Raw genomic sequence first — 25,066 nt, 5'->3', positions numbered from 1 at the left:
CAACCAACAAGGGGACTGACCATGAAGACATTTCTCAAGACCACTGTCGCAGCAAGCGCGCTGGCGCTGACAGCCGGGGCGGCCATGGCCGAGGGCAAACTGGTGATCTACCACTGGTTCGAATACATCCCGCAGGAATTGCTGGACAAATTCAGCGAGGAATACGGCGTCGAGGTGGTCATGGATACCTACGACAGCAACGAGGCGCTTCTGGCCTCGCTCAAGGCCGGTGCCATCGGCACCTACGACGTGGCTGTGCCGGGCGACTACATGGTGCAGATCATGGCGGGCGAAGGTCTGCTCGATACGATTGCTGACGGTGAATTGTCCAACAAAGGCAACATTGCCCCGGAATGGGCCGATCCGTCCTTCGATCCGGGGCGCGCACACTCGATCCCCTATCAGTGGGGATCGACATCGTTCGCGGTGAACCGAGACGTCTTTACAGGCGACATCGGCACCACGGACATCCTGTTCAATCCCCCGGCCGAGCTGTCGGGCAAGATCAACATGCTCGACAGTCAGGGCGAAGTGCTCGCCATGGCGGCGCTGCACATGGGCATCCCGCAATGCTCGTCCGATCGCGATCAGCTCAAGGCGCTGAACGACATGTTGCAATCGGCCAAGACCCATTGGGCGTCCTTCAACTCGGACACCGCAAAAGAAGTGCTGGTTTCTGGGGATGCGGCTGTTGGCCAGATCTACGATGGCTTCGCTGCCAAGGGCCGCGAAGAGGGGGCCAATATCGAATACGCCTTCCCGACGCAGGGCTATATCGTCTGGATGGACAACGTCGTCTTGCTCAAGGACGCACCGAACCGCGACAACGCGATCAAGTTCATGGACTTCCTGCTGGAGCCCGAGAACATCGCCGCTGTCACCAACTACGCGCGTTACAATGCCGGGCTGACGGGTGTCGGAGAGTTTCTCGACCCGACGCTGGCGACCCAACCCGAAAGCAACCCGCCGGCAAGCGCCGGGGCCGGTGTGTTTATCGAAGTCTGCGATCAGGCCACGCAAGAGGTCTACGACCAAATCTGGACCAATCTGAAGAAGTGATCAGGCGCTTTCCGCCGCTCTGCCTTAAGGAGCGGCGGAAAGCCTAACAAGAATGCGATTGCATTGTGTTGGCGTCAGGACCTGTACAAAGCCAAACCGTTGGTACGGCCCCGTAGAGGAGCAGATCGGCAAAGCCTTGGACCGGTTTGCCGATTGTGAAGCGCCCAGCCGGGCGATAGCATCATCCCGATCAGGCGAGCAGGAACAGAACCCCAATGGATCCTTTACGAGACAGGCAGCAATTTGCGATCTCTCTGTGCAGGTCGGCCGGGGTTGAAGCCTTGGGGTATTTCCGGAACAGAGGCAGTCTCGCGGTCGATCAAAAGGGCGCTCAGGATTGGGTCAGCGAAGCGGATCGCAACGTTGAGCTGCTGATCCGGCGGCGGTTGGCTGAGGCGTGGCCCGATGACGGCGTCTATGGCGAAGAACACGATCCCAAGCCGGGAACCAGCGGGTTCGACTGGGTAATCGACCCCATCGACGGGACCACGAATTTCGTGAATGGCATCCCCTCCTGGACAATCGTCCTCGCAGGCGTGGCCGAAGGGCGAACCGAGGTGGGAGTGATCCATGATCCTAATGTCGGTGAAACCTATGCCGCGTTGCGGGGGGCCGGGGCGTATTTGAACGACGCGAAGATGCAGGTTGCTTCTGGTAAATCCCTGTCCAACGGCACTGTTGCGGTGGGCTATTCGAACCGCGTGGAGGCTACGAATGTGATCCCGGTGATTGCCAACCTCATCGACCAAGGGGCCATGTATCATCGCAATGCGAGCGGTGCCTTATCCATCGCGTATGTCGCGGCGGGTCGGCTGCTGGGATACATGGAAGAGCATATGAACGCGTGGGATTGTCTTGCGGGTCAGCTTTTGGTCGAAGAAGCAGGTGGCCGGGTCGAGGTACAGGACGCCACTGCCATGATCCGGGATGGCGGGCGTGTCGTGGTTGGAACGCCAGACGTGTTTGACACGCTTGTCGACATCGCGGATCGGGCCTGGAACGCCTGACGCAACGGGTCAGGCTATTGGCCTCCACCCGTGATCTGGACGCAGGGACGCCAGATCTGCGGTCCAATAGTGACCCTGTCCCGGCTGATCATGGGCGCGGTCGATCTCCAGGCCGCACAGGTGGCAGTAGAGCAGGGTGCCCACGGCGCCATGTGTGACAATGGCCAGATCGCCATCTTTATGCTGCGCCGTGATGTCGAGCACCGCCCGCACAATCCGCGCTTGGGCAGCGCGTGCGGTTTCCCAGCCTTTGAAGCTTGTCTCAGGGTTGGCAAAGAACGCATCGGCGGCGGCTTCGAAAAGTGGAGGCGGCAGAAAACCTGTTGCGCTTCGGTCGTTTTCGCCAAGCCGCGCGTCGAAGGCTATGGGCAGATCGCGAGGTCGGGCAATAATACTGGCCGTTTCGCGCGCCTTTGTTTCGGCACTCGACCAGATATGCGTGACTGACGCCATCTGATCTGACCCCGCAAACAGCGCGGCCCGGTGCCGACCGGTTTCGTTCAAGCCCCAATCACACACAGGGATATGAGGATCAACGACGACCTCTGGATGGGTGATAATCAGAAGATGCTGCATCTACTCGGGCAAAAGCACCGGGCCTTTGGCCGCAAACCCCATCCGCACTTCGGCTCCGGGTTCAAGCGGAGTGTCGACATCGTCATGGACCGCGAAGACTTGACCGAATTTTCCGGTAAGCGTGTATTCCATCCGCACGCCCACATAGGTCGCCTTGGCAACAGTGGCGGGAACACCCTGTTCCGTGTCGATCACCAGCCGCGACGGGCGCACGGCGATGGTTGCCGCGCCGGGCGACAGGCCTCGCGAGGGCAGGGTGTGGCGATAGCCTTCGATCTCGATGGTGGCCATATCGCCATCGACCGAGACGATTTCGCAGGGCAGCAGGTTTGCCTCACCGATGAAGTCGGCGACGAACCGGTCATTTGGGGCATCGTAGAGCTGACGTGGTGTGCCCATCTGGGCGATAGCCGCGTTGCGCATCACGACGATCTCATCCGACACGGCCAGCGCCTCTTCCTGATCATGGGTCACATAAACCACCGTCAGACCAAGGTCTTTCTGGATCGCGCGGATGTCTTCGCGCACCTGACGGCGCAGCTTTGCGTCGAGGTTGGACAGAGGTTCGTCGAACAGCAGAACCTGCGGTTCCAGAACCAGCGCGCGCGCAACGGCCACGCGCTGCTGCTGGCCGCCGGACAGTTCGGACGGTAGGCGGCTGTCAAAACCTTTGAGGCCTACAAGGTCCAAACCCGCAAGTGCGCGACTGCGGGCTTCCGGCTTGGCGAAGCCCGAGAAGGTCAGGCCATACATGACGTTCTCCAATACCGTCATATGCGGAAAGAGCGCGTAGGATTGAAACACCATCGACACATCGCGGTCGGTCGCCGGTAGCTTGGTCACATCGCGGTCGCCGATCAGGATCTTGCCGGATGTCGCCATCTCAAGCCCTGCAATCATCCGCAGTGTTGTGGTCTTGCCGCAGCCAGACGGACCCAGAAGGGTCACCAGTTTGCCAGCATCGACATGCAGGTCGATATTGTCGACTGCCCGGACGTCTTTGCCGAAAACCTTGGAGACTCCGTCAAAGCGGACCGGCGCGGCTTTGGATTGTATCGTCATCTCAGGATCTCCTAGACATTGGTCCGAGACTGGCTCATCCGCCGCCCGATCTGGGTGCGTCCGACAATCAGCTGCATTGCGCCAACGACCGCCAGCATTACGAAAATCAGCGTGGTGGAATAGGCGATGGCGAGGCCGTAATCGTTATTCTCGACCCGACCGATGATATAACTGGTCGCCATGTCGTACTCGGCCGAGACAAGAAAGATCACCGCCGAAATCGCCGTCATCGCCCGGACAAAGCTGTAGACCAGCGCGGCAAGGATCGCGGGCCGCAGCAGCGGTAGGATGACCCGGCGGAAGGTTTGCCAAGAATTTGCGCCAAGCGTGAGCGAGGACTCGTCAAGGCTCCGGTCGAGTTGTGACATGGACGCGATGCCAGCCCTCACACCCACCGGCATGTTGCGGAAGATGAAGCTGATCACGAGGATCACGCCGGTTCCCGTGATCTCAATCGGCGGCACGTTGAAGGCAAGGATGTAGCTGACACCGATCACGGTGCCGGGAATGGCAAAGGACAGCATCGTCCCGAACTCGAACGCGTTTTTCCCGGCAAAGCTTTGGCGGGTCAGCAGATAGGCGGTCACCAGACCCACCGCCGCTGTGAGCGGGGCGGCAATCGCGGCGATGGTGATGGTGGTCCAGAAGCTGTCCCACGCGGCTCCAGTCCAGCGGATGCCTTCCTCTTCGAACCGTACCGAGAACGCGGTCACGTAGTGCTTGAAGGTGAGCGAGTTGTTGACCCCCCAAAGTTCGACCACGCTGCCATAGATGATCATGGCATAGACTGCTGCGGTGAAGAGTGCCCATCCAAGGGCGACGACCATGACCGGGATCGCCAGCCCTTTCGGCATCAGCGGATGAACCCCGGAATCCCCTTTGCCCGTGACAGTGGTGTAACTTTTCTTTCCGAGCCACATGCGCTGTGCGTAAAAGGCCGACAGGGTGAAAAACAGGAGCACAATCGCCAGCACAGCAGCGCGTCCCTGATCGTATTGCGCGCCCACAATCGCAAAGAAAATCTCGGTCGAGAGAACGTCGAAATTCCCACCAAGCACCAGAGGATTCCCGAAATCGGCCATGCTTTCGATAAAGCCCAGCAGGAAGGCATTGGCGAGACCGGGCCGCATCAACGGTAATGAGACCGTCTTGAATGTCTGCCAGCGGTTTGCCCGCAAGGTTTGTGCGGCTTCTTCCATGGAAGGAGACACACCTTCGACAACGCCGATCAAGACCAGAAAGGCGATGGGGGTAAAGGCAAGGGTTTGTGCGATCAGAACACCCGGCATCCCGTAGAGCCATCGTGTAGGTGTCAGGTCAAAGAGCTCTGCGACGAACTGAGTGACTGTGCCGGACAGGCCAAAGAGCAGGATCAGCGCAAGGCCGATCACGAAAGGTGGGGTGATGATCGGGAGAACTGTCAGGGCGCGCAACGCACGCTTGTAGCGAAAGCCGGAGCGGGTGACGACAAGTGCGAAGGCAAGACCGAGCGCCGTTGTGATGAATCCGACCATGATGGCGAGGAAGAGCGAATTCCATGCGGCTCCGCATCGCGCACCCCACAAACACCCCAGCCCCCAAAGTCGGTCGTCAAAGAATTTGGCAAAAAAGACCGAAATGGAATACGCGCCATCCTCTGTCACGAACGCTGCGAACAGCATCTTTGCGATGGGAAAGAACACGAAGGCGGTCACGATTGTAATCACGCCGCCAATGGCGCTGACCACGAACACGTCGCCGTTGATCGCCCCGCGGGCGGCGATGCCTTGGGTCAACAGAAATAGAAAAGCGGTGGCGCAGATCATCGCACCGTAGCCCATGCCGAACTGGCGCAGGCGGATGTCGCCGAAAAGCGAGCCCAGCCAATCGTAGTTGAAGCCGCGAATGCCGATTGAGAAGCCCTGTGCAATCAACCAGCCAAAGCCCAAGGTACCAGAAAGGATCAGGATTTTGGAATAGACCGGGTCAGATTTGACGCGGCCCAAAACCAGAAGGGGCAATGCGAGCGGGATGAGAAGAGGGGACAGCCAAATCTTTTCGCCCTGTCCAATCAAGAAGGCGGCAGGTGCATAATCTTCGTCGAATGGATAGCCATCGAAGAGCCACTCGAACGACCAGAGACCGTCCTCCACCATGTACCATGGCAGAAGGCAGTACCCGACCCACCCGGCAAGGATCCAGAAGATCAGTACCGGGTGGGAGCTCTTATCAGTCGTCGAAGCGCGCACTTACTGCGGCAAGGTCGAGACGTCTTCGTCCCACTTCTGCAGCAGCCGCTTGCGTTCGTCGGACGAGCCATACTTCTTGAAGTCGTAGTTGATCAGCTTGATCGTCGACATGTCCGGCGCGCTTTCCGAAGTCTGTGCGCCCTTGTTGGATGGAACCTGGAACGCGTTGACCTGAAGCGCGAGGTTCTGTGCCTCGGCGCTCAGCGCCCAGTCATAGAACTTCTTGGCTTCTTCCTCGTTGCGGGCACCGTCGATGATCGACATGGAGCCAATCTCGTAGCCGGTGCCTTCGCAGGGGGCGACGACCTTGATCGGGAAACCTGCGACGGCCTGTGCCACGGCGTCATGCATAAAGACGATACCGATGGTGCTTTCGCCGCGACCGGCCGCCTTGATCGGCGCAGACCCCGACTTGGTGTACTGGTTGATGTTGGCGTGCAGGCCCTTCATGTACTCGAAGCCTTCGTCCTCGCCGAAAATTTGCACCATGGATGCAAGCGTGGTGTACGCAGTGCCCGATGAATTGGGGTTCGCCATCTGGACATGGCCTTTGTACTCGGGCTTCAGAAGGTCCTTCCAGCACGCCGGTTCAGGCAGGTTGTTGGCTGCCAAAAGATCGGTGTTGTAGCCGTATCCAAGCGCTCCGGAATAAATGCCGATGGTCCGGTTTCCTGCGCTTTCGGCCTGCGAAATGGCCCAGTCATGCAACTGATCGCGCATCGGCGAGACATATTCCATTGTCAGGCCTTCTTCAGCCGCCTGCAGGTGCGGGTCACCCGTGCCACCCCACCAGACATCGCCTTTGGGGTTGGACGCTTCGGCGCGGATTTGCGCAAAGGTTTCTCCCGAGGATTTGCGTGTCATGTCCACGTCGATCCCGGTTGCATCTTCAAAGCCGCGTGCCATCAGCTGGCACCACTCTTCCTGCGCGGAGCAATAGAGCGTGAGTTTATCAGCTTGCGCGGCCGACACTGACGCAGCCAGCGCTATCGCGGTCCCCAAAGCTGTTGTGGTAAATTTCTTCATGGTTCTCCTCCCTTGGATTTCAGTTTGTCCGGGTTTCCCGGTTATTTCGTGCTCGTGATTACGCGGACCTCCGCATGTCTTCGATCATGGCGACCATCTTCTTTTTCTCTGCAACTTCCCGCAGAAGGGTCGACAGCTCTTTTTCTTCGACCAGCTTCGACGCCTTTCGTGCTGAAAACCAATGGCGCTTTCTTTGTTTGCGTTCTTTCCAGCGTCGTTTGAGTTTCTCGACAACCATTGGATAAAGAATGACGCGGCACCGCGTTTTCGTGCCGTCGTCCATCCGCTTGTCATAGTGGTAGTGACCAATCGGTGTGTTCGAGATAAACCCAACGGCTCCGGCTTCTTCCAAAGCTTCAATTTCGGCAGCCTGCCAGGGCTTGGCTCCGTCCATTTGCCAGCCTTTCGGCATGACCCAGCGCCCGCGATCCCGCGATGTCACCATGAGAACACGCAGTTTTCCGTTCTTGTCCCAATGCACCGGCAGGGCGGCAATCTGATCAATCACGGGCTTTTCTTTGACCTTGCTCATGCTGTTCCTCCAACGGTTCGAGGACGGGCAAGACGGCTTTCCAGCAAGTCGCCGGTTTCCTCGGAGATGGGGTAGGCGACATAGGTCAGTGCGGCGTTGATCTGCTTGAGAACGCGCAGGGTTTCCTGATGGATGTTGGTGGTTTCGATGCTTGCCATACCCCCACGTTGCAACCGTTTGAGATGGCGTTCCTGCAGTTTTTGCTCTTCGATGCGGATGCGGTCTTTCTCGGCCACAAGCTGACGCGCCGCTTCTGCATCTCCGGTGGTCAATACGCTGAGCGCAAGCTGGCCGTTGGTGACGATCTGGTCGTGAAAATGAGCAATGTCTTCAAGGCCCTCATCAGAGAAGGTGATGGCTTCGTCCGACATCTTTTTTGCCAACCCGACAAGGCTGGTTGCAATGCGATCCGCAGCTTCTTCAAGGCTGTTTGCCATTGCCACGATCTCGAGCGTTTTCTTGTCCTGATCGGGCTCAATGTTGTTCTCGCGCAGTCGTGACACGTAAATCTTGGTCTCGAAATGCATCCGGTCGATTTCGTCCTCACGACGCTCGATCATGCGTGCCTGTTCGGCATCCCAGTTGCGGAAGAGATGCATCACCGAGATGAGAATGGACTGCACTGTCTCCGACATTCGCAAGAGCTCTCGTTGGGCACAGGCCAGGGCGAGCGGCGGATGATCGAGGGCATTGACGTCCAGTGCGCTGAGTGAGGGCGTCTCCTTCGTGATGTGACGGGGCAGCGTCGCATTGGCGATGCGGATGATGATGCCGGTCAATGGCAGCGCAACAAGGAGAAGTGTTCCGTTCAACAGAATATGCAGCGCAACAACCTGATTGGCCACGTTTCCGCCGAGCAGGCTAAGATCCACGGTGCCGCTGATCAGGATGATCAGGAAAACGACCGTCATGCAGCCGCGGGCCACGAGGTTTCCAAGGACGACAAGGCGGGCAGGGCGCTCGGCATTCCACAAGAGCGCAAATGGAATTGCGGCTCCGCCTAGGTTGGCACCAATCACCAAAGCGGCAGCGACAGGTGCTGCAATCAGGCCTGTTGCTGCGAAGGTCGCAAAGGTCAGCACCGCTGCGAGGCTTGAATGCATGGCCCATGTCAGAGCCGCCCCAAGTACATAGGCGCTGACAAGGTCGTCCCTGAAGTAGGCGGCTATGCTTTGGATAATCGCGTTATCGCCAATTGGGGCGGTCGCTTCGCGGATCATGCCCAGCGAAATGAAAACAAGTGCCAAGCCGATGATGATACGCCCGACCTGTTTGGTCTTTCGGGTGTTGGCTTTGAAGAACGCGGTAACCCCGATCAGAAGAACGAACGGAAGAATGCTGTCGACGGGCAAGATCAGAACACGCGTCATCAGGGCTGACCCCAATTCGGCACCAAGGACCAAGGCAAGCGCCGTTTGCGCAGCCAGCATGCCTGATATGGCGAAGCCCGCGCTTATCAGGGCCACGGCGGTTGCGCTTTGCATGACCATTGCCGCAAAACTGCCCCCGGCGGCTGCGGAAATCGCGTTTCCGGAGAGGCGTTTCAGTCCGGATTTCAGCTCGGGCATGAAAGCGCGTTCAACACCTGTCCGGATCAGCCGCGTCGACCAAAGAAGCAGCGCCACTGCCGCTGCAAGTTGTGCGGCAAGCACAATCATGTCGCGTTGTCCGAACCAGCATGACGCCGAGGCATGTTGAACAGTACACCTTCTTTTCTTGGTCTATCTAAAAATCTGACCACTCTGTTGAGGCTTATGCAACAAAAATATTTGCAAAATGCAGGAAAGACCACAAAACTGGTGAGGTATTCGAGTTGGGACGACCAATGTCAAACACGGAAACTCAGGACTTCAATGCAGAGACCGGACCTGTCCGGCTCAAGAAATCCGACCGGCGTCGTCAAATCCTACTTGAGTTAAAGTTGCGCCCACATGTGCGCATCAGCGAGCTGGCCCGACGTTTCAATGTCTCGACCGAGACAGTGCGGCGGGATGTGGATGCCCTGTCAGACGACGGCCTCATCTCACGTGCGCATGGAGGAGCGTCTGCACCAGCGCAGGGGCATTATCCGGGCCTTGATGAACGTACGAACACCCATGTCGAAGAGCGCGAGCGGATCGGCCTCAAGGCCGCCGAATTGGTGCAGGACGGCGAGACCGTAATGATCGATTCCGGTTCCACAACCATTCAACTTGCGCGTGCTCTGGCGTTTCTCGGCACGCAATGCACGGTGATCACGAATTCGATCCCAGTCGCCATGACCATCGGCCATGGTGTTCCTGAAGTCCTTTTGTGTCCTGGCGAGTATCTCGCGGCGGAATTGGCCGTGATCGGGACTGAGACCCTTGAATTTCTTGCACGATTCAACGTGGACCGCTGCATGATTGGCGCGTCTGGCTTGTCATCCGAAGGGCCTTCGGAAACGGTCCGTGGCTTTGCGGCGGTCAAGCGGATGATGCTCAGCCGGGCGACCAAACGCCACCTTCTGATCGACTCGCGCAAGTTTGGACGGAAGGGGTTGGCCCATGTGGGAGAGATGGCCGACCTTAATTCCATCGTCGTGGATGCGCGTCCCAAAGGCGATCTTCTGGCGGCGTTGGACGGAGCGGAAGTGGAGGTCATCGTCGCTCAAAAAACTTGATTTGAAGGCAACACAAAGCGGCGAAAAACGCCGTATCAATGGGAGGAAAGACATATGAAATTGGACATCAAACTGTTGTTGGGGGCATCTGCGATTGCGTTGATGTCGTTCGGTACGACTGCGTCTGCACAAGATTGCCCGCGCGGCGATCTCGATGAGCGCTTCTGCGACGTCGACGGCGATATGTTGGCCGATACACCAACCGATCCTGCAGATCTCGTGGACCCGGATACGCTCATTTTTGCGTACACCCCTGTCGAAGATCCGGCGGTTTACAAAGAAGCATGGTCGGATTTCCTGACACATCTGGAAAAAGAAACCGGCAAATCGGTCGTTTTCTTCCCCGTCCAGAATAACGCTGCCCAGATCGAGGCAATGCGCTCTGGTCGACTGCACATCGCTGGTTTCAATACCGGGTCCAACCCGCTTGCGGTGAACTGCGCAGGATTCAACCCGTTCACCATCATGGCGTCTGAAGACGGCAATTTCGGCTATGAGATGGAGATCATCACCTATCCCGGCTCTGGCATCACGTCGCCCGCCGACATCAAGGGCAAGCAGCTTGCGTTCACGTCGCCTACATCCAACTCTGGCTTTAAGGCGCCCTCCGCGATCCTGAAGGCCGAGTTTGGCCTCGAAGCGGAAAAGGATTTCGAACCCGTTTTTTCGGGCAAGCATGACAACTCGATCCTCGGTGTCGCCAACAAGGATTACCCCGCTGCAGCAATCGCCAATTCGGTGATGAGCCGGATGATCGAACGCGACGTGATTTCGCCGGATCAGGTGACCTCGATCTACAAATCCCAGACCTTTCCGACGACCGGTTTCGGTACCGCGCACAACCTGACACCCGAATTGAAAGAGAAGATCAAGAACGCGTTCTTCAATTTCGAATGGGAAGGCACAACGCTCAAGGCCGAGTTCGAGAAGTCGAACGAAGGTCAGTTCCTGCCCATGACCTACAAGGAATTCTGGGACGTGATCCGCAAGATCGACGCGGCCAATGGCGTTTCCTACGCCTGCGAGTAATCCAAATTCTCTACGAAAGGCAGGCCCGTCACGGGCCTGTCACATTGCCGCGTTAGGGGCCTTCTTATGCTGCGTCTTCAAAAACTTACAAAAACATACAAGACCGGTGATCAGGCACTGAAAGCCATTGATCTCGAAGTCCCCAAAGGTCAGGTTCTGGCTCTTATCGGGCCGTCCGGTGCGGGCAAGTCCACAATGATCCGCTGTATCAACAGGTTGGTTGAACCCACCAGCGGGGCTGTGATGCTGGACGACACGGACCTTACCAAACTTGGACCGGGTGCGTTGCGGCGGGCGCGACGCGAAATGGGAATGATTTTTCAGGAATACGCGCTGGTCGAACGCCTGACCGTGATGGAAAACGTGCTGTCCGGGCGTTTGGGCTATGTCGGTTTCTGGCGCAGTTTCCTTCGGCGCTACCCGCAAAGCGATGTCGACGAGGCATTCCGTTTGTTGGACCGGGTCGGTCTTTTGCATATGGCCGACAAACGTGCCGACGAATTGTCTGGGGGGCAGCGTCAGCGTGTCGGGATTTGCAGGGCTCTTATTCAGAACCCGAAGCTTTTGCTGGTCGATGAACCCACGGCATCGCTTGATCCAAAGACCAGCCGTCAGATCATGCGGTTGATCACGGAACTCTGCCGGGAACGCGGACTGGCGGCGATCATCAATATTCACGATGTGGCGCTGGCGCAGATGTTCGTACCGCGCATCGTCGGTCTGCGCTTTGGTGAGATCGTCTTCGATGGCGTGCCTGTGGCTTTGACGCCCGAAAAGCTAACCGAGATTTACGGCGAGGAAGATTGGGAAGCGACCATCGAAGCTGTCGATGACGATGAAGACGTCGAGGCCGCACAATGAGTCACCGTGAACTGGACGACATGCTGGGCAGAAAGTGGCGCAAGCCGCATTTTGTCACAAACCCCGTACTACGGTGGAGCCTGATCTTCGGCTTCATTGCCTATCTGATCGCCGCCTTCATGACGATCGAGGTCGATTGGGGTCGGGTCTATGAAGGCCTGAATCGCGGTTGGCAATTCATTCTCGCGTTCACGCGTCCCGATTTCATCAGCCGGGCCGGGGACATCTGGGGCGGTTTGCTGGAAAGCATCGTGATGACCGTCGCCGCGTCTGTGGTGGGCATCCTTATCTCGATCCCGATCGGGTTGGGTGCTGCGCGCAACATCGCGCCCCTGCCGGTTTACATGATCTGTCGCGGCATCGTGGCTATCAGCCGTGCGCTTCAGGAAATCATTGTCGCAATTCTTCTGGTGGCGATCTTCGGCTTTGGTCCACTGGCCGGGTTCCTGACGCTGTCTTTCGCAACAATCGGCTTCCTTTCCAAGCTCTTGGCTGAGGACATTGAATCCATGGACAAGGTACAGGCCGAGGCCATCCGGGCGTCGGGCGCCAAGTGGATGCAGTGGATCAATTATGGTGTGCAACCACAGGTCATGCCACGACTAATCGGCCTTTCAATCTACCGCGTCGACATCAATTTCCGGGAAAGTGCAATCCTTGGCCTCGTGGGGGCCGGAGGGATCGGCGCGACGTTGAACACTGCTTTTGACCGATACGAGTACGACACCGCCGCCGCAATTCTCATCCTGATCATCGGGATCGTCATGATGCTGGAGTATTTGTCGGGCGTCATCAGGGCGAGGGTGCAGTAATGCCGGTGCTTGAAAAAGACGGTGCTCAGATCTGGCGTCGGCACACGCTGCGCGAAAAGTTGGTGCGTTGGTTTGGCTGGCTCCTCGGCCTACTCGTGTTTGCCATTTGTTGGCAGATCATCTCGGAATCGACCACTTGGTTCTTCGTCTGGGACGCTCCACGCATCGCTAATGACATCTGGACCCGTGCCACGCCACCACGCTGGGAATACATCACCCAACTGGGTCGCCCGATCTGGGACACGTTGAACATTGCGACATTGGGAACGATCATCGCTTTGTTCCTTGCCGTTCCGGTTGCATTCCTGGCCGCGCGCAACACAACACCTTCGGCTCTGTTCATCCGCCCCGTTGCGCTGCTGATCATCGTGTCCACCCGGTCGATCAATTCCCTGATCTGGGCTTTGCTGTTGATTGCAATCATCGGACCCGGCGTCTTTGCGGGTGTGATCGCCATTGCGATCCGATCCATCGGATTCTGCGCAAAACTGCTGTACGAAGCCATCGAAGAGATCGACCACACACAGGTCGAAGCCATAACTGCAACAGGCGCGTCGCGTTGGCAGGTAATGGCTTATGGTATCGTTCCACAGATCCTTCCCGCATTTGCTGGGATCGCGGTGTTCCGCTGGGACATCAATATCCGGGAATCCACGGTGTTGGGCCTTGTTGGTGCGGGCGGTATCGGATTGCAGCTTTCGTCCTCGCTGAACGTCCTCGCTTGGCCTCAAGTAAGTCTCATTCTCCTTGTAATCCTTGCCGCAGTTGTCATCAGCGAATGGGTGTCGGCGAAAGTCCGGGGGGCCATCATTTGACGGTGATGTCGACCGAAACCGCCTTCGAGGCTTACGAATCCGTGCGGGATCGGCTGCCGGTGGTTCGGCCATCGGCAGCAGGCTTCCAACGTGTGGCAACGCTTGCCGATATCGCTGATGTCTTTGATGTGTTCCTACTGGACGCCTTTGGAGTTCTTAACATCGGAGAGGCGGCAATCCCTGGAACGCCCGAGCGGATCGCAAACCTCAAGGCGGCGGGCAAACGCGTTTTGGTCGTCTCCAATGCAGCCGGATTTCCACACGCGGCGCTGATGGAGAAATACAGTCGACTTGGCTACGACTTTGCGCCTGAGGACGTGATCACCAGCCGCGTCACACTGCTTGCGGGCCTCAATGGCCGAAAGAACCTTCATTGGGGACTGATGGCCACTCGGAGCACAGGCTTGCGTGACCTCGAAGATTTGACCCTGACCTATCTTGAAGAAGACCCGGCGGCCTATGACGCGGTTGAGGGCTTCCTGCTTGTTGGAAGCGCCGCATGGACGGAAGAGCGGCAGGCGCTTTTGGAAAACGCACTCAGAAAGCACCCACGTCCAGTTCTTGTCGGAAATCCGGATATTGTCGCACCGCGCGAAACGGGATTTTCTGTCGAGCCGGGACATTTCGCCCACAGGCTTGCTGACCGGACCGGGATCAGTCCGGAATTCTATGGCAAACCCTTTCCTGACATTTTCGATCTCGCCTTCAAACGATTGGGAAATGTAGATCGGTCTCGTGTTCTGATGGTTGGTGACAGTCTGCACACCGACATCCTTGGAGCGCGCACTGTCGGGATCGCCTCCGCGCTGGTTGCGGATTACGGATTTTTTGCGGGGCAGGATGCCGAAAAGGCCGTTTTGGCCAGCGGTATCGTCCCCGATTTCATAGTGGAGCGACCATGACAGAAACCTTTGTCATGATCGCTCCACCAAACGCGATGTCAAATCGCGAAACCGGGGTGGGTTGTCTGCCTCGGTCGTTCAGTCTCAGAGGGAGAACCAAATGAAACATACGATCAGCATTCTGGCAGTCTCGGCCGTCCTCGGATCGACCCAGGCTGCGATGGCGCAGACCGAAGTCGAATTCTGGCATGCTTTCACCGGTCGCCTTGGCGAACTGGTGGCCGAGCAGGTCGAAGGCTTCAACAGCTCGCAGTCCGATTACACTGTCGTCGCAACACACAAGGGTAACTATTCCGAGACGCTCAATGCCGGGATCGCGGCGTTCCGCGCGGGCGAACAGCCTGACATCCTGATGGTTTTCGAAGTGGGCACCGCCACGATGATGGGGGCCAAGGGCGCCATTAAACCGGTCTACGAAGTGATGGGTGACGGGTTCGACCAGTCGAAATACATCGGTTCGGTCAAGGGCTACTATACTTCGCCCGAGGGTGACATGCTGTCGTTGCCCTACAATTCGTCCACGCCTGTGCTTTGGGTGAACCGCAACAAGCTGCAGGAAGCGGGCATCGACCCCGACACCGATCTCTCGACTTGGGAACAGGTCGGCACCGTTTTGGACCAGTTGAAAGAGGCGGGCGTGAGCTGCCCGATGACGACCGCGTGGCAGAGCTGGATTCACCTCGAGAATTTCTCGGCCTATCACGATGTGCCGTTTGCAACCAAATCCAACGGCTTTGACGGCACCGATACCGAGCTCGCGTTCAACAGCGCGGCGCAGGTGGCGCATATCGGCGCGATGGGCGAATGGGCCAAAGACGGCAAGTTCATTTATGCCGGTCGTCGCAACGAAGGCGGTGCGAATTTCCGCGCGGGCGAATGTGCGCTGTTCACCGAGTCTTCGGCGGGCTATGCCGGGATCAAGGCAGAGGCCCAGTTCGATTTCGAAGTGCGTCCTTTGCCCTATTGGACTGCTGTCGCCAGTGAACCGCAGAACACCATTATCGGTGGAGCGTCGCTGTGGGTGATGGAAGGACAGACGGACGAGGAATATGCGGGCGTTGCTGCGTTCCTCGACTTCCTTTCCAGCCCCGAAATCCAGGCGAAATGGCACCAGGACACCGGCTACCTGCCAATCACGTCCGAAGCAGGCGATCTGACCCGCAGCCAAGGCTTCTATGAGGCCAATCCGGGCACCGATATCGCAGTGATCCAGATGACTGCCAAGGAACCGACGGCCAACTCCAAGGGTCTGCGCCTTGGATCCTTTGACCAGATCCGTACCATCATCGACGAAGAACTCGAAGCGGTGTGGGCCGGTGACAAGGACGCGCAAGCGGCGCTCGACAGCGCTGTTGAGCGGGGCAATGCGCTGCTGCGTCGCTTCGAGCAGGCATCCCGGTAACTTGCATTAAAGGAGCGGCTGCCTCCGACTTGGCGGGCAGCCGTTTTGGGCCACATGGAAAAGCGCGTTACGTTCAAAGGCATCTGGTTGCCGCTACTGCTGGTGCTGCCGCAGATTCTGATCACCGCCATTTTCTTTTTCTACCCGGCGGGGCAGGCGATCTGGCAATCGCTCTTCATCCCTGATCCGTTCGGTCTGTCCATGCAGTGGGTGGGCTTGGGCAATTTCGAATACTTGCTGTCCGACCGGTTCTACCGAGCGTCTTTCATCACGACAGCGGTGTTCTCAATCCTGGTCACGGTCGTGTCGATGGGGGTCGCGCTCTACCTCGCCATTCTGGCGGATCGGTTGATCAAGGGATCGGGCACGTATCGCACGCTTCTCATCTGGCCCTATGCTGTCGCTCCCGCCGTCGCTGGCGTGCTCTGGCTCTTTATGTTCAACACCCGCGTCGGCGTAGTGACGTGGTATATCGGCCTTTTGGGCTATGACTGGAACCACGTTTTGAACGAAGGCGAGGCGATGGGCCTCGTCGTCGTGGCCAGCGCATGGGGTCGCATCAGCTACAACTTCCTGTTCTTCCTCGCGGGCTTGCAGGCGATCCCGCGCTCGGTGATCGAAGCCGCCGCAATCGACGGCGCGCATTTCTGGACGCGCTTCCGCACCATCGTCTGGCCGCTCTTGTCACCCACCACGTTCTTCCTGCTGGTCGTGAACATCATCTACGCCTTCTTCGAAACCTTTGGCGTGATCCACACGATCACAAGCGGTGGCCCGCAGCAGGCGACGACAATCCTTGTCTACAAGGTCTATTCCGACGGCTTCGTGGGACAGGACCTTGGGTCCTCGGCGGCGCAATCCGTGATCCTTCTGGTGATCGTGTCACTGCTGACCGTGATCCAATTCAAATACATCGAACGCAAGGTGCACTACTGATGGCAGAGCAAACTGGTATGGTCGAAAAGCGCGGTGCCGGGCTGTGGCTGACCCATCTGGGTCTGATCATTGGCGTTGCCTTCATCTTCTTCCCGATCTGGCTGGCCTTTGTCGCCTCGACAGTGAGCCAGCCCGAAATCGTCCGTCCCCCGATGCCGCTTTGGCCGGGTGATCAGTTCTTCGAAAACTATTCCAAAGCTTTGACCGCTGGCGTCAATGCCCCGGTGGCCTTGATGCTGGGCAACTCGCTCTTCATGGCGTTGGGCATTGCCATCGGCAAGATCGCGATCTCGCTGCTGTCGGCCTTCGCTATTGTCTACTTCAAGTTTCCCGGCAAAAAGCTGTTCTTCTGGCTGATCTTCCTTACCCTGATGTTGCCCGTCGAAGTGCGCATCGTGCCGACCTACGAGGTGATCGCGAATTTCGGGATGCTGAACAGCTATCAGGGCCTGATCCTGCCGCTCATCGCATCGGCAACAGCAACGTTCCTGTTCCGTCAGTTCTTCATGACCGTGCCGGATGAGCTGGCCGAGGCCGCGCGGGTCGACGGGGCAGGGCCGATGCGCTTCTTCTTCGACATCCTGCTGCCGATGAGCCGAACAAATATCGCCGCACTCTTCGTCATCCTGTTCATCTACGGCTGGAACCAGTACCTCTGGCCGCTTCTGATCACAACCGATCCGTCGATGAATACCATCGTCATGGGGATCAAGCAGATGTTCCCATCGGGGGACGACATTGCCGACTGGCCAGTGATCATGGCGACGTCAATCCTTGCGATGGTGCCGCCAGTGATCGTGGTCGTGGGCATGCAAAAACTGTTTATCCGTGGGCTTGTGGAAAGCGAGAAATAAGAAAATGGCAACGCTGACCCTCAACAACGTCAAGAAATCCTTTGGCAAGACCGACGTCATTCATGGTGTGTCCATCGACGTGGAAGATGGCGAATTCATTGTGATCGTCGGGCCGTCCGGCTGTGGCAAATCCACGTTGCTGCGCATGGTGGCGGGGCTTGAGACCATCACCGATGGCGAGGTCCAGATCGGCGGGCGGCGCGTCAACGAAGAAGAACCGATGGCCCGCGACATCGCCATGGTGTTTCAGAACTACGCGCTTTACCCGCATATGTCGGTCTTCGACAACATGGCTTACGGGCTCAAGATTGCGAAGGTTGATAAGTTTGAAATCGCCGATCGGGTCGCGCAGGCCGCCAAGTTGCTGCAGCTGGAGCCCTATCTGAACCGCAAGCCGCGCGAACTGTCCGGCGGACAGCGTCAACGTGTGGCCATGGGGCGCGCCATCGTCCGCAAGCCGGCGGTTTTCCTGTTCGATGAACCGCTCTCCAACCTCGACGCCAAGCTGCGCGTGCAGATGCGGCTCGAGATCCGGGCGCTTCAACGCGAACTTGGCGTGACGGCACTCTACGTGACCCATGATCAGGTCGAGGCGATGACCATGGCCGACCGTATGATCGTGATGAACGGCGGCGTGGCGGATCAGATCGGCAAACCGCTCGAGGTCTATGCCAACCCGGCGACCGAATTTGTCGCGGGTTTCATCGGATCGCCGCCCACGAATTTCATTCCGGGAACTTTGCTGGGTCGATCTGAGGGCAACAAGATTGGCATCCGCCCGGAACACATCACGATCTCGGGCACCGGAACGTTGAAGGCTCGGGTCACCTATTGCGAGGCCCTCGGCGCAGAAACGCTTGTGCACGTAAAAAGCGCGGACGGTTCGAAGATTACCGTTCGCCAGGATGCCAGCTTGCCTTTGCCCCAGGAAGGAACCGAGGTGGGGTTGGAATGGGCGCAATCAAACGAGATGAACTTCGACAAAGACGGCAAGCGTCTGGGTGTTGATCGTCACTGACAACGGACCCGATACGTCGTCCTGTCTTTGCTCAAAGGGGGGCAACCGATGCCGTATGCATGTGTTGCGCACTGAGTTTGCGTACCGCACGCTGACAGAAACCGGAAGATCGCTGAATATCCGTGAACGCTGCTGCTGGGGTCCGGCACCATGGAGCGTTCATAGCTCGCGCAGGCTGGTAACCCATCCCAAGGTGGCTTCGGTCGGCCCCAAAGGTTTGTACTCCGCACCGATTGGGGCGGCATATCCCATTCCTGAAAGTTCGGAGCAGATGGCGAGGTAGTTCAATTCGCCATGATCCGGGGCGCCGCGGTCGGGAACCGAAGCGATCTGCACATGACCAATCCTTGGCAGGAGGGTCCGCAGCCGGTGGATCACGTCACCCTCGGTTCGGCCCACATGGTAGCAGTCGAACATGAGCCGCAGGGCTGGGGACCCGACAGCGTCCATGATTGCAACCGCTTGATCGGTCGTGCGCAGAAAGTAACCGGGTGCATCGTGACGGTTGAGCGGTTCGATCAGGATCACCATGCCAAGCCCGGCAGCTTGTTCTGCGGCATAACGCAATGTGTCGATGTACGCCTCTTCGGCGGCTGACCCTGATGCGCGACCCGCCATGACGTGCACGGCCCGCGCCCCGATTGCCACGCCATAGGCGAGCGCCTCATCCACTGCGGTACGGGCGTCTGCGGATCGACCGGGCAATGCGGAAAGTCCATTTTCCCCCGCAGCGACATCGCCGCGCCGGGTATTTAGGCCAAGCATTTTCAGGCCGGTATCGGCCAAAGCCTGGGCGACCGTCTCGGCGGGGGTATCATACGGCCAGTGGCATTCCACCGCGTCGAACCCTGCCGTCTTGGCTGCGTGGATCGCCTGAGGCAGCGATAACTCTGACCAGAGAAACCCAAGATTGGCAGAAAGCTTCATCCGTCCCACTCTACGTTGAATTTGGTGACGACGCGCTGCACATCTTCTGACGACAGCATCCGGGGCGACAGGCCACGCGTCAACATCGCGAGGCGGGCGGTGTCCTCCAACTCTTCGATGGCATTACAAGCCGCCTCGACATCCGCACCCGCAACAACAGGTCCATGGTTGGCCAGCATCACCGCTGTCCGTTTGCCCGCAAGGCCCCGCACCGCGTCGCCCATGGCCGGATCGCCGGGCAGGAAGAACGGCAGAAGCTTGACCTTGCCGAGCTTCATGATCGCATACGGTGTCAAGGGTGGCAGAAAATTGTCGGGATTTGCATCGGGCATCATCGACAAGGCGACAGAATGGCAGGAATGCAGGTGCACCACTGCGCCCGCTGTCGAGCGCGTCTCGTAAAACGCGGTGTGCAGCGGCATTTCCTTGGTCGGCGGGTCCCCGTCGATCAACTGCCCTCGCGCGTCGAAGCGAGACAAGCGACCCGGGTCCAGCCGACCAAAACTGGTGCCGGTCGGGCTTACCAAGAGGCCGCCGTCTGGCGTTCGCGCCGAGATATTCCCGGTGCTGCCTCCTGTGAGCCCACGGTCAAACAACGATTTTGCAAGAAGGCAGATCTGCTCGCGCAGCGCGGATTCGGGTGTCATGGGTTCTCGAGGCTCTGCCGGGCTTGGCTGAAGAAATCCGGCTGCCCGAAATTGCCGGATTTCAGCGTTAGGGCGATATGGCGACCTTGGGAACGGCAGAAGGTCCAAGGGACGCCGGGCGCGATCTCTGGGCCAATATCAAGGCGATCGACGCCCAGAGCCTGTGTCACAGCGCCCGAGGTTTCACCGCCGGCGACGATGAACCGTCCCACGCCCGCATCGCGCGCGGCGCGGGCGCAGGCGGCAAGCGTGGTTTCGACGATCTCTCCCGCAGCGGCCACCCCCAAACGGGCCTGTGCGGTCTTCACGCTTGCGGGTTCAGCGGTGGCGTAGATCAGCGGCGCCCGCGCCATGTCTTGCGTGGCAAGCCAGTCGAGGGCGGGCGCGGTGCCTCCTTCAGCCAATCTCAACGGGTCAAGACGCAAGGCGGGCGCGCCGGTTGCAAGATAGGACGCCACTTGGCGGTTCGTCATTGCAGAGCAACTGCCCGACAAGATGATCGTTTCCGCCGCGACGTCCGGCCGCGTCGCGTTCGTGGCATCGGCGGCGATCCAACCGTCGGCCTGATAGAGCGCGGGCAGGGGCATGGCCAGCGCGGACCCACCGGTCAGCAGAGGCATGTCACGGCAAGCCGCCGCGATGGCCTCAATGTCTTCGGCTGCGACCGCGTCCACAACGATATGGGCGTGACCCTTCGAATGGTGGTCTGCCAATGCCGCTCGGATGGCGACTGGGCCTCTTGCCACACAAAGACGATCGATCAGACCGACGGGTCGCTGAACCTGAGGGGACAGCAAACGCATCAAATTGCTGTCGCGCATCGGCGTCAGCGGATGGTCCTTCATCGGGCTCTCATGAAGCGGTTCCTGGCCCACGAACAGCGTGCCCATGAAGATGGTGCGGCCGTTTTCCGGAAATGCAGGGCAATAGACCGTCTGATCGGTGCCAAGTTCAGCCATCAAGGCCTCGGCAACCGGGCCGATGTTCCCATCAGGCGTGCTGTCGAAGGTCGAGCAGTATTTCCAGAAGAAACGCGTGGCACCTGCCGCTTTGAGCCAGGCCAGCGCCGCGCGTGTTTCAGTGACGGCCTGTGCGACAGGGGCGGTGCGGGATTTGAGTGCGATCACCTCGAAAGGGCTTGTGGCCGACGGGACTGCGTCAGGTACGCCAATCCGCAACGACACGGGAAAACCGCTGCGGGCCAGAAGCCCCGCGAGATCGGTTGCCCCGGTGAAGTCGTCAGCGATGCAGCCAAGTAGGGTCGTCATTCGGTGCCTCCACCCGTGTGTCCGGGCAATTTCAGGTTGGCGTTGCGGGCGTAGACCTTGGCAACCGCCGCATCATCCTCTTGGCCAAGGCCCGAGCCAGCGGCAGCAAGAAATTGTTGCATTGCCGCCGCCGCCAAGGGGGCACCGAAACCGGCGCTGCGGGCGATATCCAGAACGATCCCAAGATCCTTGGGCCAGATGTTCACACTGGAACGGGGCGTGTAGTCGCCCTCGACGATGTGCGGCCCTCGGTTTTCAAGCATCCACGACGTCCCCGCGCATTGCGGGATCACCTCCATGAACGCCTCGGGCGACACGCCTTGCGTCATGCCAAAGGTCATCGCCTCGGCCATGGTTGCGATATGTACGCCAGCCAGCAACTGGTTGACGGCCTTCATGGCCGATCCGGGACCGGCGTGATCGCCGAGGCGATAGAGCTTTTCCGCCGTGACCGCCAAAATCGGCTCCGCCGCATCAAACGCGGCGGGAGTGCCCGAAGCGAGGACGGTCAGCGACCCCGACGCAGCCTTGAGAGCGCCGCCAGAGATCGGTGCATCGAGGTAGTGGACCCCAAACTCCGCGCAGCGTTCCTCCATCTGGCGCGCGAAAGCGGGCGAGACGGTGGCGCAGGCGATTGCCACGCTGCCGGGGCGCATCTGGGGGACGATGCCTTTGGCCCCGAACAGAACGTCCTCGGTCTGCGCGGCGTTGAGCACGACAACCATGACGGCGGCAAGGTCGCCGGCGATCGTGTCCAGCGTCCCCGCTGCGCCTCCTTGGGCGCGAAACCGGTCCATCGCGTCCTTGGCCACGTCAAAGCCATGCACCACCAGTCCGCCTTTCAGAGCCGAAGCGGCTATGCCGTAGCCCATGGAACCAAGGCCGATCACGGCGATCTTTGCAGTGGTCATGTCAGGATCTCCTCGAAATGGGACAGAACCGCGTCAATGGCGGCGTTTTCGTTGAACAATAGACCATGGCCGCCGTCGATGACCTCCAGTCGCGCGTTGGGCAACTGTCGCACAAGCGTTTCGGACAGGTCCAGCGGGCTTTGATCGTCAAACCGTCCACTCAGGACAAGGCTGGGCACGGCGATGTGCGGCAGGTGCTTGACCGCATCGTGCCGCGCCCTTGCTTCGAGCAGTCTGACGTGGCCGTTGGCATTGTTGGCATGGGCAAGAAAAGCTGCCTCGGCACGCATGCGATCCTCGATCAGAGTTGCCCTCTGGACTTCGGGCCGGGCGGCAAAACGCCGATCCTGCAGCATGAGAACCTGTGCCGCCCGTTCACGCGGGTCGTCGATGCCGCGGAACTCGTGGATCGGGAAAGATCGCCCAGTAGGCCCGCCCGGCGCGGCGACGGCCAAGGCCAAACGCGTAACGCGACCGGGTGCCAGCGCAGTCAGGTGCAGCGCGACCATGCCGCCGAAGCTTTCACCGAGAACCATCGCCTCAGGCCAATCGAGCGCATCGAGCAGTGCCAGCGCGTCGCGGGCATAGTCCTCCATCGACCAAGGGCCGTAGGGTTGATCGGTCCTGCCAAGCCCGCGCGGATCGGCGGCGGCGATGGTAAAGCGCGCTGCAAGCGCCGAGGTAAAAACCGGCGCCTTGAGGCCAAGGTCAAAGCTCGATCCACCCAGAAACAAAAGGTGCGGACCTTCGCCCTCGACCCGGACGTTCACTGTCAGCCGTGCTGTCCTGATCCGCCGGATCATGCGAAGGCTCTCCTCGGCGTCCGCAATTCGGGAACCGACAAGCCCGACCAGACAAAGCTTGCCACGGCTGGAACTGTGATCCAGATGCCAAGCACTGAAGCGGTTGCCACCCCTCGATGCATTGGGATCGAGAGCCCTTTCAGAAACGGTACGGGAAACGTCCTGCCGCCGGTCCCCAAGCGCCTGACAATGACTCCCGCCACTGCACCGGTTGCCCGAAGACCGGCGCCGAAAGTCATCAGGTCTATCGCGCCGATATCCGCGCTCATCCCTGGCGGGCCCGGATGGCTCGAACCAGCGGCAAAAGCAGCATTGCCGCCGCAGCGAGGATCAGTGCGACCGCGATAGGGTGGTGGGTGAAGAACTGAACGAAGCTGCCGTTCGTGATGATGAGTCCCTGGCGCAGGCTTATCTCAAGGGTCGGCCCAAGAACCATGCCAATCACCAGTGGCGCCATCGGGTAACCCTGACGCCGCAGCACGAACCCAATGACGCCTGCCGCCGCCATGACCAGCAGATCGAACGGGTTGCCCCGAACGAAAAACACCCCAAGCGTGCACAGCAGTGTTATGACGACCAGCATGTAAGCCTCGCGCAGTCGCAATAACGGGGCCGCGACGCGGCTGACCAGCATTCCCAGCGGCAACAGCATCAGGTTGACCACAAAAAAGCCGGTGAAGATCGCCGCGATCAGAATGGGATTGTCCTGCATCAGGCGGATGCCCGGCGTGACGCCGTGTAGGGTCAGCGTAGCCAGCATTACCGCAGTGATGGCGTCGCCAGGAATCCCCAACGCCAATGTCGGCACCAGCGCGCCACCAGTGACGGCATTGTTGGCCGATTCAGATGCGATCAGCCCATCGGGTTCGCCCTTGCCGAAATTCGCACGCGTGGGTGCAGAGCGGCGCGCCTCGGCATAGCTAATGAAGGCTGCCGTGGCGGCGCCCGTTCCCGGCATGATCCCTATGACATTGCCGATGGCCACCGATTTCAGCAGGCCACCGATCCTGCCACGCCATTCCCCAAGTTTCGGCAGCACGATGCCGCGGAAATCGATCAAGGCGACGTTTGCTTCGTCGCGCTGCGATGCCCGGAGCAGAACCTCGGACAGGGCGAAGACACCGATGACAACGGCCAGCAGGTCGAACCCGGCGATCAGCTGGAAACTGCCGAATGTGAAGCGCGGTTCGCCGGTCAGCGGATCGCCCCCGACGACCGACAGGAACAGGCCCAGAACCCCCGCGATCAACCCCTTGATCAACGAACCCTCCGATACCGAAACAATGCAGGTCAGGCCAAGCACGATCAGCGCGAAGGTTTCGATCGGCCCGAAATTCAATGCAAATGCCGCCAGTTGCGGTGCCGCGAGGATCAGAACCACGGATGACGCAAGTCCGCCGACAACCGAGGCCATCGTCGCCCATCCAAGCGCCTTTCCCGCCTCGCCCCGCAGTGCCATGGGGTAACCGTCAAAGCAGGTTGCAGCCGACTGGGGTGTGCCCGGAGTGTTGATCAGGATCGCGGAAATCGAACCGCCATAGACCGACCCGGCATAGATCGCCAGCAAGAGCAGGATGGCGGGCGCCTGGCTCATGGTCAGCGTGAACGGCAGGATCATGGCGACGGCGACCGTCGATCCGATGCCGGGTAACGCCCCGAGAACGATGCCAAGCATCGTGCCAAAGGTCAGGACGAGCAAGCCTTCGACGGTGAAAATCAGGGAAAGGGCCTGCGGTAGAAGGTCAAGCAT

24 protein-coding genes are annotated in these 25,066 nt (G+C 59.2%); 12 read left to right on the top strand and 12 right to left on the bottom strand.

The genetic code is table 11. The annotated features are described in order from the left end of the window. Positions 1-21: 21 nt before the first annotated feature. Together ACMVPR_RS08860 and ACMVPR_RS08855 are read left to right on the top strand one after the other, a co-directional pair. The gene (locus tag ACMVPR_RS08860; protein ID WP_300585102.1) at positions 22-1,059 is read left to right on the top strand and encodes an extracellular solute-binding protein; all 1,038 of its coding nucleotides are present in this window, start codon (positions 22-24) and stop codon (positions 1,057-1,059) included. 215 nt (positions 1,060-1,274) lie between these two features. Continuing rightward, on the top strand, positions 1,275-2,066 hold the full coding sequence (locus ACMVPR_RS08855) for an inositol monophosphatase family protein (protein ID WP_416882550.1): 792 nt from the start codon (positions 1,275-1,277) through the stop codon (positions 2,064-2,066). Between the two features lie 9 nt (positions 2,067-2,075). Here the strand turns inward: ACMVPR_RS08855 and ACMVPR_RS08850 are convergent, their stop codons facing one another. The 6 genes from ACMVPR_RS08850 to ACMVPR_RS08825 all read right to left on the bottom strand — a co-directional run bounded on the left by ACMVPR_RS08850 (position 2,076) and on the right by ACMVPR_RS08825 (position 9,148). Then, positions 2,076-2,642: a histidine phosphatase family protein gene (locus ACMVPR_RS08850; protein ID WP_416882549.1), complete on the bottom strand. Its 567-nt coding sequence runs from the start codon at positions 2,640-2,642 to the stop codon at positions 2,076-2,078. Next, the gene (locus ACMVPR_RS08845; RefSeq protein ID WP_416882548.1) at positions 2,643-3,704 is read right to left on the bottom strand and encodes an ABC transporter ATP-binding protein; all 1,062 of its coding nucleotides are present in this window, start codon (positions 3,702-3,704) and stop codon (positions 2,643-2,645) included. An 11-nt stretch (positions 3,705-3,715) separates the two neighbouring features. Further along, positions 3,716-5,839: an ABC transporter permease gene (locus ACMVPR_RS08840; protein ID WP_416882547.1), complete on the bottom strand. Its 2,124-nt coding sequence runs from the start codon at positions 5,837-5,839 to the stop codon at positions 3,716-3,718. A gap of 93 nt (positions 5,840-5,932) precedes the next feature. Then, positions 5,933-6,958, bottom strand: a complete 1,026-nt coding sequence (locus tag ACMVPR_RS08835) for an ABC transporter substrate-binding protein (RefSeq protein ID WP_416882546.1) — start codon at positions 6,956-6,958, stop codon at positions 5,933-5,935. Positions 6,959-7,016: 58 nt separating this feature from the next. After that, entirely contained in the window at positions 7,017-7,490 is a 474-nt protein-coding gene (locus ACMVPR_RS08830) for an NUDIX hydrolase (protein ID WP_416882545.1), read from the bottom strand. After that, the gene (locus tag ACMVPR_RS08825; protein WP_416882544.1) at positions 7,487-9,148 is read right to left on the bottom strand and encodes a Na/Pi cotransporter family protein; all 1,662 of its coding nucleotides are present in this window, start codon (positions 9,146-9,148) and stop codon (positions 7,487-7,489) included. Before ACMVPR_RS08825 ends, ACMVPR_RS08830 begins: the two co-directional genes overlap by 4 nt. Before the next feature lie 167 nt (positions 9,149-9,315). Between ACMVPR_RS08825 and ACMVPR_RS08820 the strand changes: the two genes are divergently transcribed. From ACMVPR_RS08820 to ugpC, 10 genes are all read left to right on the top strand, one after another. After that, on the top strand, positions 9,316-10,131 hold the full coding sequence (locus ACMVPR_RS08820) for a DeoR/GlpR family DNA-binding transcription regulator (protein ID WP_416882543.1): 816 nt from the start codon (positions 9,316-9,318) through the stop codon (positions 10,129-10,131). A 54-nt stretch (positions 10,132-10,185) separates the two neighbouring features. Next, the gene (phnD, locus tag ACMVPR_RS08815; protein WP_300585111.1) at positions 10,186-11,160 is read left to right on the top strand and encodes a phosphate/phosphite/phosphonate ABC transporter substrate-binding protein; all 975 of its coding nucleotides are present in this window, start codon (positions 10,186-10,188) and stop codon (positions 11,158-11,160) included. Positions 11,161-11,226: 66 nt separating this feature from the next. Continuing rightward, positions 11,227-12,021 carry a phosphonate ABC transporter ATP-binding protein gene (gene phnC, locus ACMVPR_RS08810; RefSeq protein ID WP_292264909.1) on the top strand — a complete coding sequence of 265 codons (795 nt, stop codon included), beginning with the start codon at positions 11,227-11,229 and terminating at the stop codon, positions 12,019-12,021. Beyond that, positions 12,018-12,833, top strand: coding sequence for a phosphonate ABC transporter, permease protein PhnE (phnE, locus tag ACMVPR_RS08805; protein WP_416882542.1), 816 nt, complete (start codon positions 12,018-12,020; stop codon positions 12,831-12,833). The genes phnC and phnE (ACMVPR_RS08805) overlap by 4 nt, the downstream gene beginning before the upstream one ends. Next, positions 12,833-13,648 carry a phosphonate ABC transporter, permease protein PhnE gene (gene phnE / locus ACMVPR_RS08800; RefSeq protein ID WP_292264905.1) on the top strand — a complete coding sequence of 272 codons (816 nt, stop codon included), beginning with the start codon at positions 12,833-12,835 and terminating at the stop codon, positions 13,646-13,648. Before phnE (ACMVPR_RS08805) ends, phnE (ACMVPR_RS08800) begins: the two co-directional genes overlap by 1 nt. Positions 13,649-13,653: 5 nt before the next feature. Further along, positions 13,654-14,550 (top strand): TIGR01459 family HAD-type hydrolase, encoded by an 897-nt coding sequence (locus ACMVPR_RS08795; protein ID WP_416884641.1) that lies wholly within the window; start codon positions 13,654-13,656, stop codon positions 14,548-14,550. Between the two features lie 100 nt (positions 14,551-14,650). After that, entirely contained in the window at positions 14,651-15,952 is a 1,302-nt protein-coding gene (gene ugpB / locus ACMVPR_RS08790; protein WP_416882541.1) for a sn-glycerol-3-phosphate ABC transporter substrate-binding protein UgpB, read from the top strand. 54 nt (positions 15,953-16,006) lie between these two features. Further along, a complete protein-coding gene (gene ugpA / locus ACMVPR_RS08785) occupies positions 16,007-16,888 on the top strand; it encodes a sn-glycerol-3-phosphate ABC transporter permease UgpA (RefSeq protein ID WP_300585115.1) in 882 nt (293 codons plus the stop codon). Positions 16,889-16,905: 17 nt separating this feature from the next. Then, positions 16,906-17,742 carry a sn-glycerol-3-phosphate ABC transporter permease UgpE gene (gene ugpE / locus ACMVPR_RS08780; RefSeq protein ID WP_300585145.1) on the top strand — a complete coding sequence of 279 codons (837 nt, stop codon included), beginning with the start codon at positions 16,906-16,908 and terminating at the stop codon, positions 17,740-17,742. A gap of 4 nt (positions 17,743-17,746) precedes the next feature. Then, positions 17,747-18,760 (top strand): sn-glycerol-3-phosphate ABC transporter ATP-binding protein UgpC, encoded by a 1,014-nt coding sequence (gene ugpC / locus ACMVPR_RS08775; protein WP_416882540.1) that lies wholly within the window; start codon positions 17,747-17,749, stop codon positions 18,758-18,760. A 159-nt stretch (positions 18,761-18,919) separates the two neighbouring features. Here ugpC and ACMVPR_RS08770 read toward each other — a convergent pair whose 3' ends face one another. The 6 genes from ACMVPR_RS08770 to ACMVPR_RS08745 form a co-directional block, all read right to left on the bottom strand. After that, positions 18,920-19,687 (bottom strand): hydroxypyruvate isomerase family protein, encoded by a 768-nt coding sequence (locus ACMVPR_RS08770; protein ID WP_416882539.1) that lies wholly within the window; start codon positions 19,685-19,687, stop codon positions 18,920-18,922. Continuing rightward, positions 19,684-20,334, bottom strand: coding sequence for an aldolase (locus ACMVPR_RS08765; protein ID WP_416882538.1), 651 nt, complete (start codon positions 20,332-20,334; stop codon positions 19,684-19,686). The genes ACMVPR_RS08770 and ACMVPR_RS08765 overlap by 4 nt, the downstream gene beginning before the upstream one ends. Further along, positions 20,331-21,602 carry a 3-oxo-tetronate kinase gene (gene otnK / locus ACMVPR_RS08760; protein WP_416882537.1) on the bottom strand — a complete coding sequence of 424 codons (1,272 nt, stop codon included), beginning with the start codon at positions 21,600-21,602 and terminating at the stop codon, positions 20,331-20,333. Before otnK ends, ACMVPR_RS08765 begins: the two co-directional genes overlap by 4 nt. Continuing rightward, entirely contained in the window at positions 21,599-22,513 is a 915-nt protein-coding gene (ltnD, locus tag ACMVPR_RS08755; protein WP_416882536.1) for an L-threonate dehydrogenase, read from the bottom strand. Before ltnD ends, otnK begins: the two co-directional genes overlap by 4 nt. Next, positions 22,510-23,316 carry an alpha/beta fold hydrolase gene (locus ACMVPR_RS08750; RefSeq protein ID WP_416882535.1) on the bottom strand — a complete coding sequence of 269 codons (807 nt, stop codon included), beginning with the start codon at positions 23,314-23,316 and terminating at the stop codon, positions 22,510-22,512. The genes ltnD and ACMVPR_RS08750 overlap by 4 nt, the downstream gene beginning before the upstream one ends. Before the next feature lie 265 nt (positions 23,317-23,581). Then, a complete protein-coding gene (locus ACMVPR_RS08745) occupies positions 23,582-25,066 on the bottom strand; it encodes a tripartite tricarboxylate transporter permease (protein ID WP_292270468.1) in 1,485 nt (494 codons plus the stop codon).

The sequence above is a fragment of the Marivita sp. genome, assembly GCF_048006345.1.
GTDB lineage: Bacteria > Pseudomonadota > Alphaproteobacteria > Rhodobacterales > Rhodobacteraceae > Marivita.
The sequence above is the reverse complement of the archived record's forward strand: the minus strand, read 5'-3'. Positions and strand labels throughout refer to the sequence as shown.

Excerpts from the sequence above, each read along its gene's own strand:
- ACMVPR_RS08860 (WP_300585102.1), top strand. The coding sequence starts at position 22 with ATGAAGACATTTCTCAAGACCACTGTCGCAGCAAGCGCGCTGGCGCTG.
- ACMVPR_RS08855 (WP_416882550.1), top strand. The coding sequence starts at position 1,275 with ATGGATCCTTTACGAGACAGGCAGCAATTTGCGATCTCTCTGTGCAGG.
- ACMVPR_RS08850 (WP_416882549.1), bottom strand. The coding sequence starts at position 2,642 with ATGCAGCATCTTCTGATTATCACCCATCCAGAGGTCGTCGTTGATCCT.
- ACMVPR_RS08845 (WP_416882548.1), bottom strand. The coding sequence starts at position 3,704 with ATGACGATACAATCCAAAGCCGCGCCGGTCCGCTTTGACGGAGTCTCC.
- ACMVPR_RS08840 (WP_416882547.1), bottom strand. The coding sequence starts at position 5,839 with ATGGTGGAGGACGGTCTCTGGTCGTTCGAGTGGCTCTTCGATGGCTAT.
- ACMVPR_RS08835 (WP_416882546.1), bottom strand. The coding sequence starts at position 6,958 with ATGAAGAAATTTACCACAACAGCTTTGGGGACCGCGATAGCGCTGGCT.
- ACMVPR_RS08830 (WP_416882545.1), bottom strand. The coding sequence starts at position 7,490 with ATGAGCAAGGTCAAAGAAAAGCCCGTGATTGATCAGATTGCCGCCCTG.
- ACMVPR_RS08825 (WP_416882544.1), bottom strand. The coding sequence starts at position 9,148 with ATGATTGTGCTTGCCGCACAACTTGCAGCGGCAGTGGCGCTGCTTCTT.
- ACMVPR_RS08820 (WP_416882543.1), top strand. The coding sequence starts at position 9,316 with ATGTCAAACACGGAAACTCAGGACTTCAATGCAGAGACCGGACCTGTC.
- phnD (WP_300585111.1), top strand. The coding sequence starts at position 10,186 with ATGAAATTGGACATCAAACTGTTGTTGGGGGCATCTGCGATTGCGTTG.
- phnC (WP_292264909.1), top strand. The coding sequence starts at position 11,227 with ATGCTGCGTCTTCAAAAACTTACAAAAACATACAAGACCGGTGATCAG.
- phnE (WP_416882542.1), top strand. The coding sequence starts at position 12,018 with ATGAGTCACCGTGAACTGGACGACATGCTGGGCAGAAAGTGGCGCAAG.
- phnE (WP_292264905.1), top strand. The coding sequence starts at position 12,833 with ATGCCGGTGCTTGAAAAAGACGGTGCTCAGATCTGGCGTCGGCACACG.
- ACMVPR_RS08795 (WP_416884641.1), top strand. The coding sequence starts at position 13,654 with ATGTCGACCGAAACCGCCTTCGAGGCTTACGAATCCGTGCGGGATCGG.
- ugpB (WP_416882541.1), top strand. The coding sequence starts at position 14,651 with ATGAAACATACGATCAGCATTCTGGCAGTCTCGGCCGTCCTCGGATCG.
- ugpA (WP_300585115.1), top strand. The coding sequence starts at position 16,007 with ATGGAAAAGCGCGTTACGTTCAAAGGCATCTGGTTGCCGCTACTGCTG.
- ugpE (WP_300585145.1), top strand. The coding sequence starts at position 16,906 with ATGGTCGAAAAGCGCGGTGCCGGGCTGTGGCTGACCCATCTGGGTCTG.
- ugpC (WP_416882540.1), top strand. The coding sequence starts at position 17,747 with ATGGCAACGCTGACCCTCAACAACGTCAAGAAATCCTTTGGCAAGACC.
- ACMVPR_RS08770 (WP_416882539.1), bottom strand. The coding sequence starts at position 19,687 with ATGAAGCTTTCTGCCAATCTTGGGTTTCTCTGGTCAGAGTTATCGCTG.
- ACMVPR_RS08765 (WP_416882538.1), bottom strand. The coding sequence starts at position 20,334 with ATGACACCCGAATCCGCGCTGCGCGAGCAGATCTGCCTTCTTGCAAAA.
- otnK (WP_416882537.1), bottom strand. The coding sequence starts at position 21,602 with ATGACGACCCTACTTGGCTGCATCGCTGACGACTTCACCGGGGCAACC.
- ltnD (WP_416882536.1), bottom strand. The coding sequence starts at position 22,513 with ATGACCACTGCAAAGATCGCCGTGATCGGCCTTGGTTCCATGGGCTAC.
- ACMVPR_RS08750 (WP_416882535.1), bottom strand. The coding sequence starts at position 23,316 with ATGATCCGGCGGATCAGGACAGCACGGCTGACAGTGAACGTCCGGGTC.
- ACMVPR_RS08745 (WP_292270468.1), bottom strand. The coding sequence starts at position 25,066 with ATGCTTGACCTTCTACCGCAGGCCCTTTCCCTGATTTTCACCGTCGAA.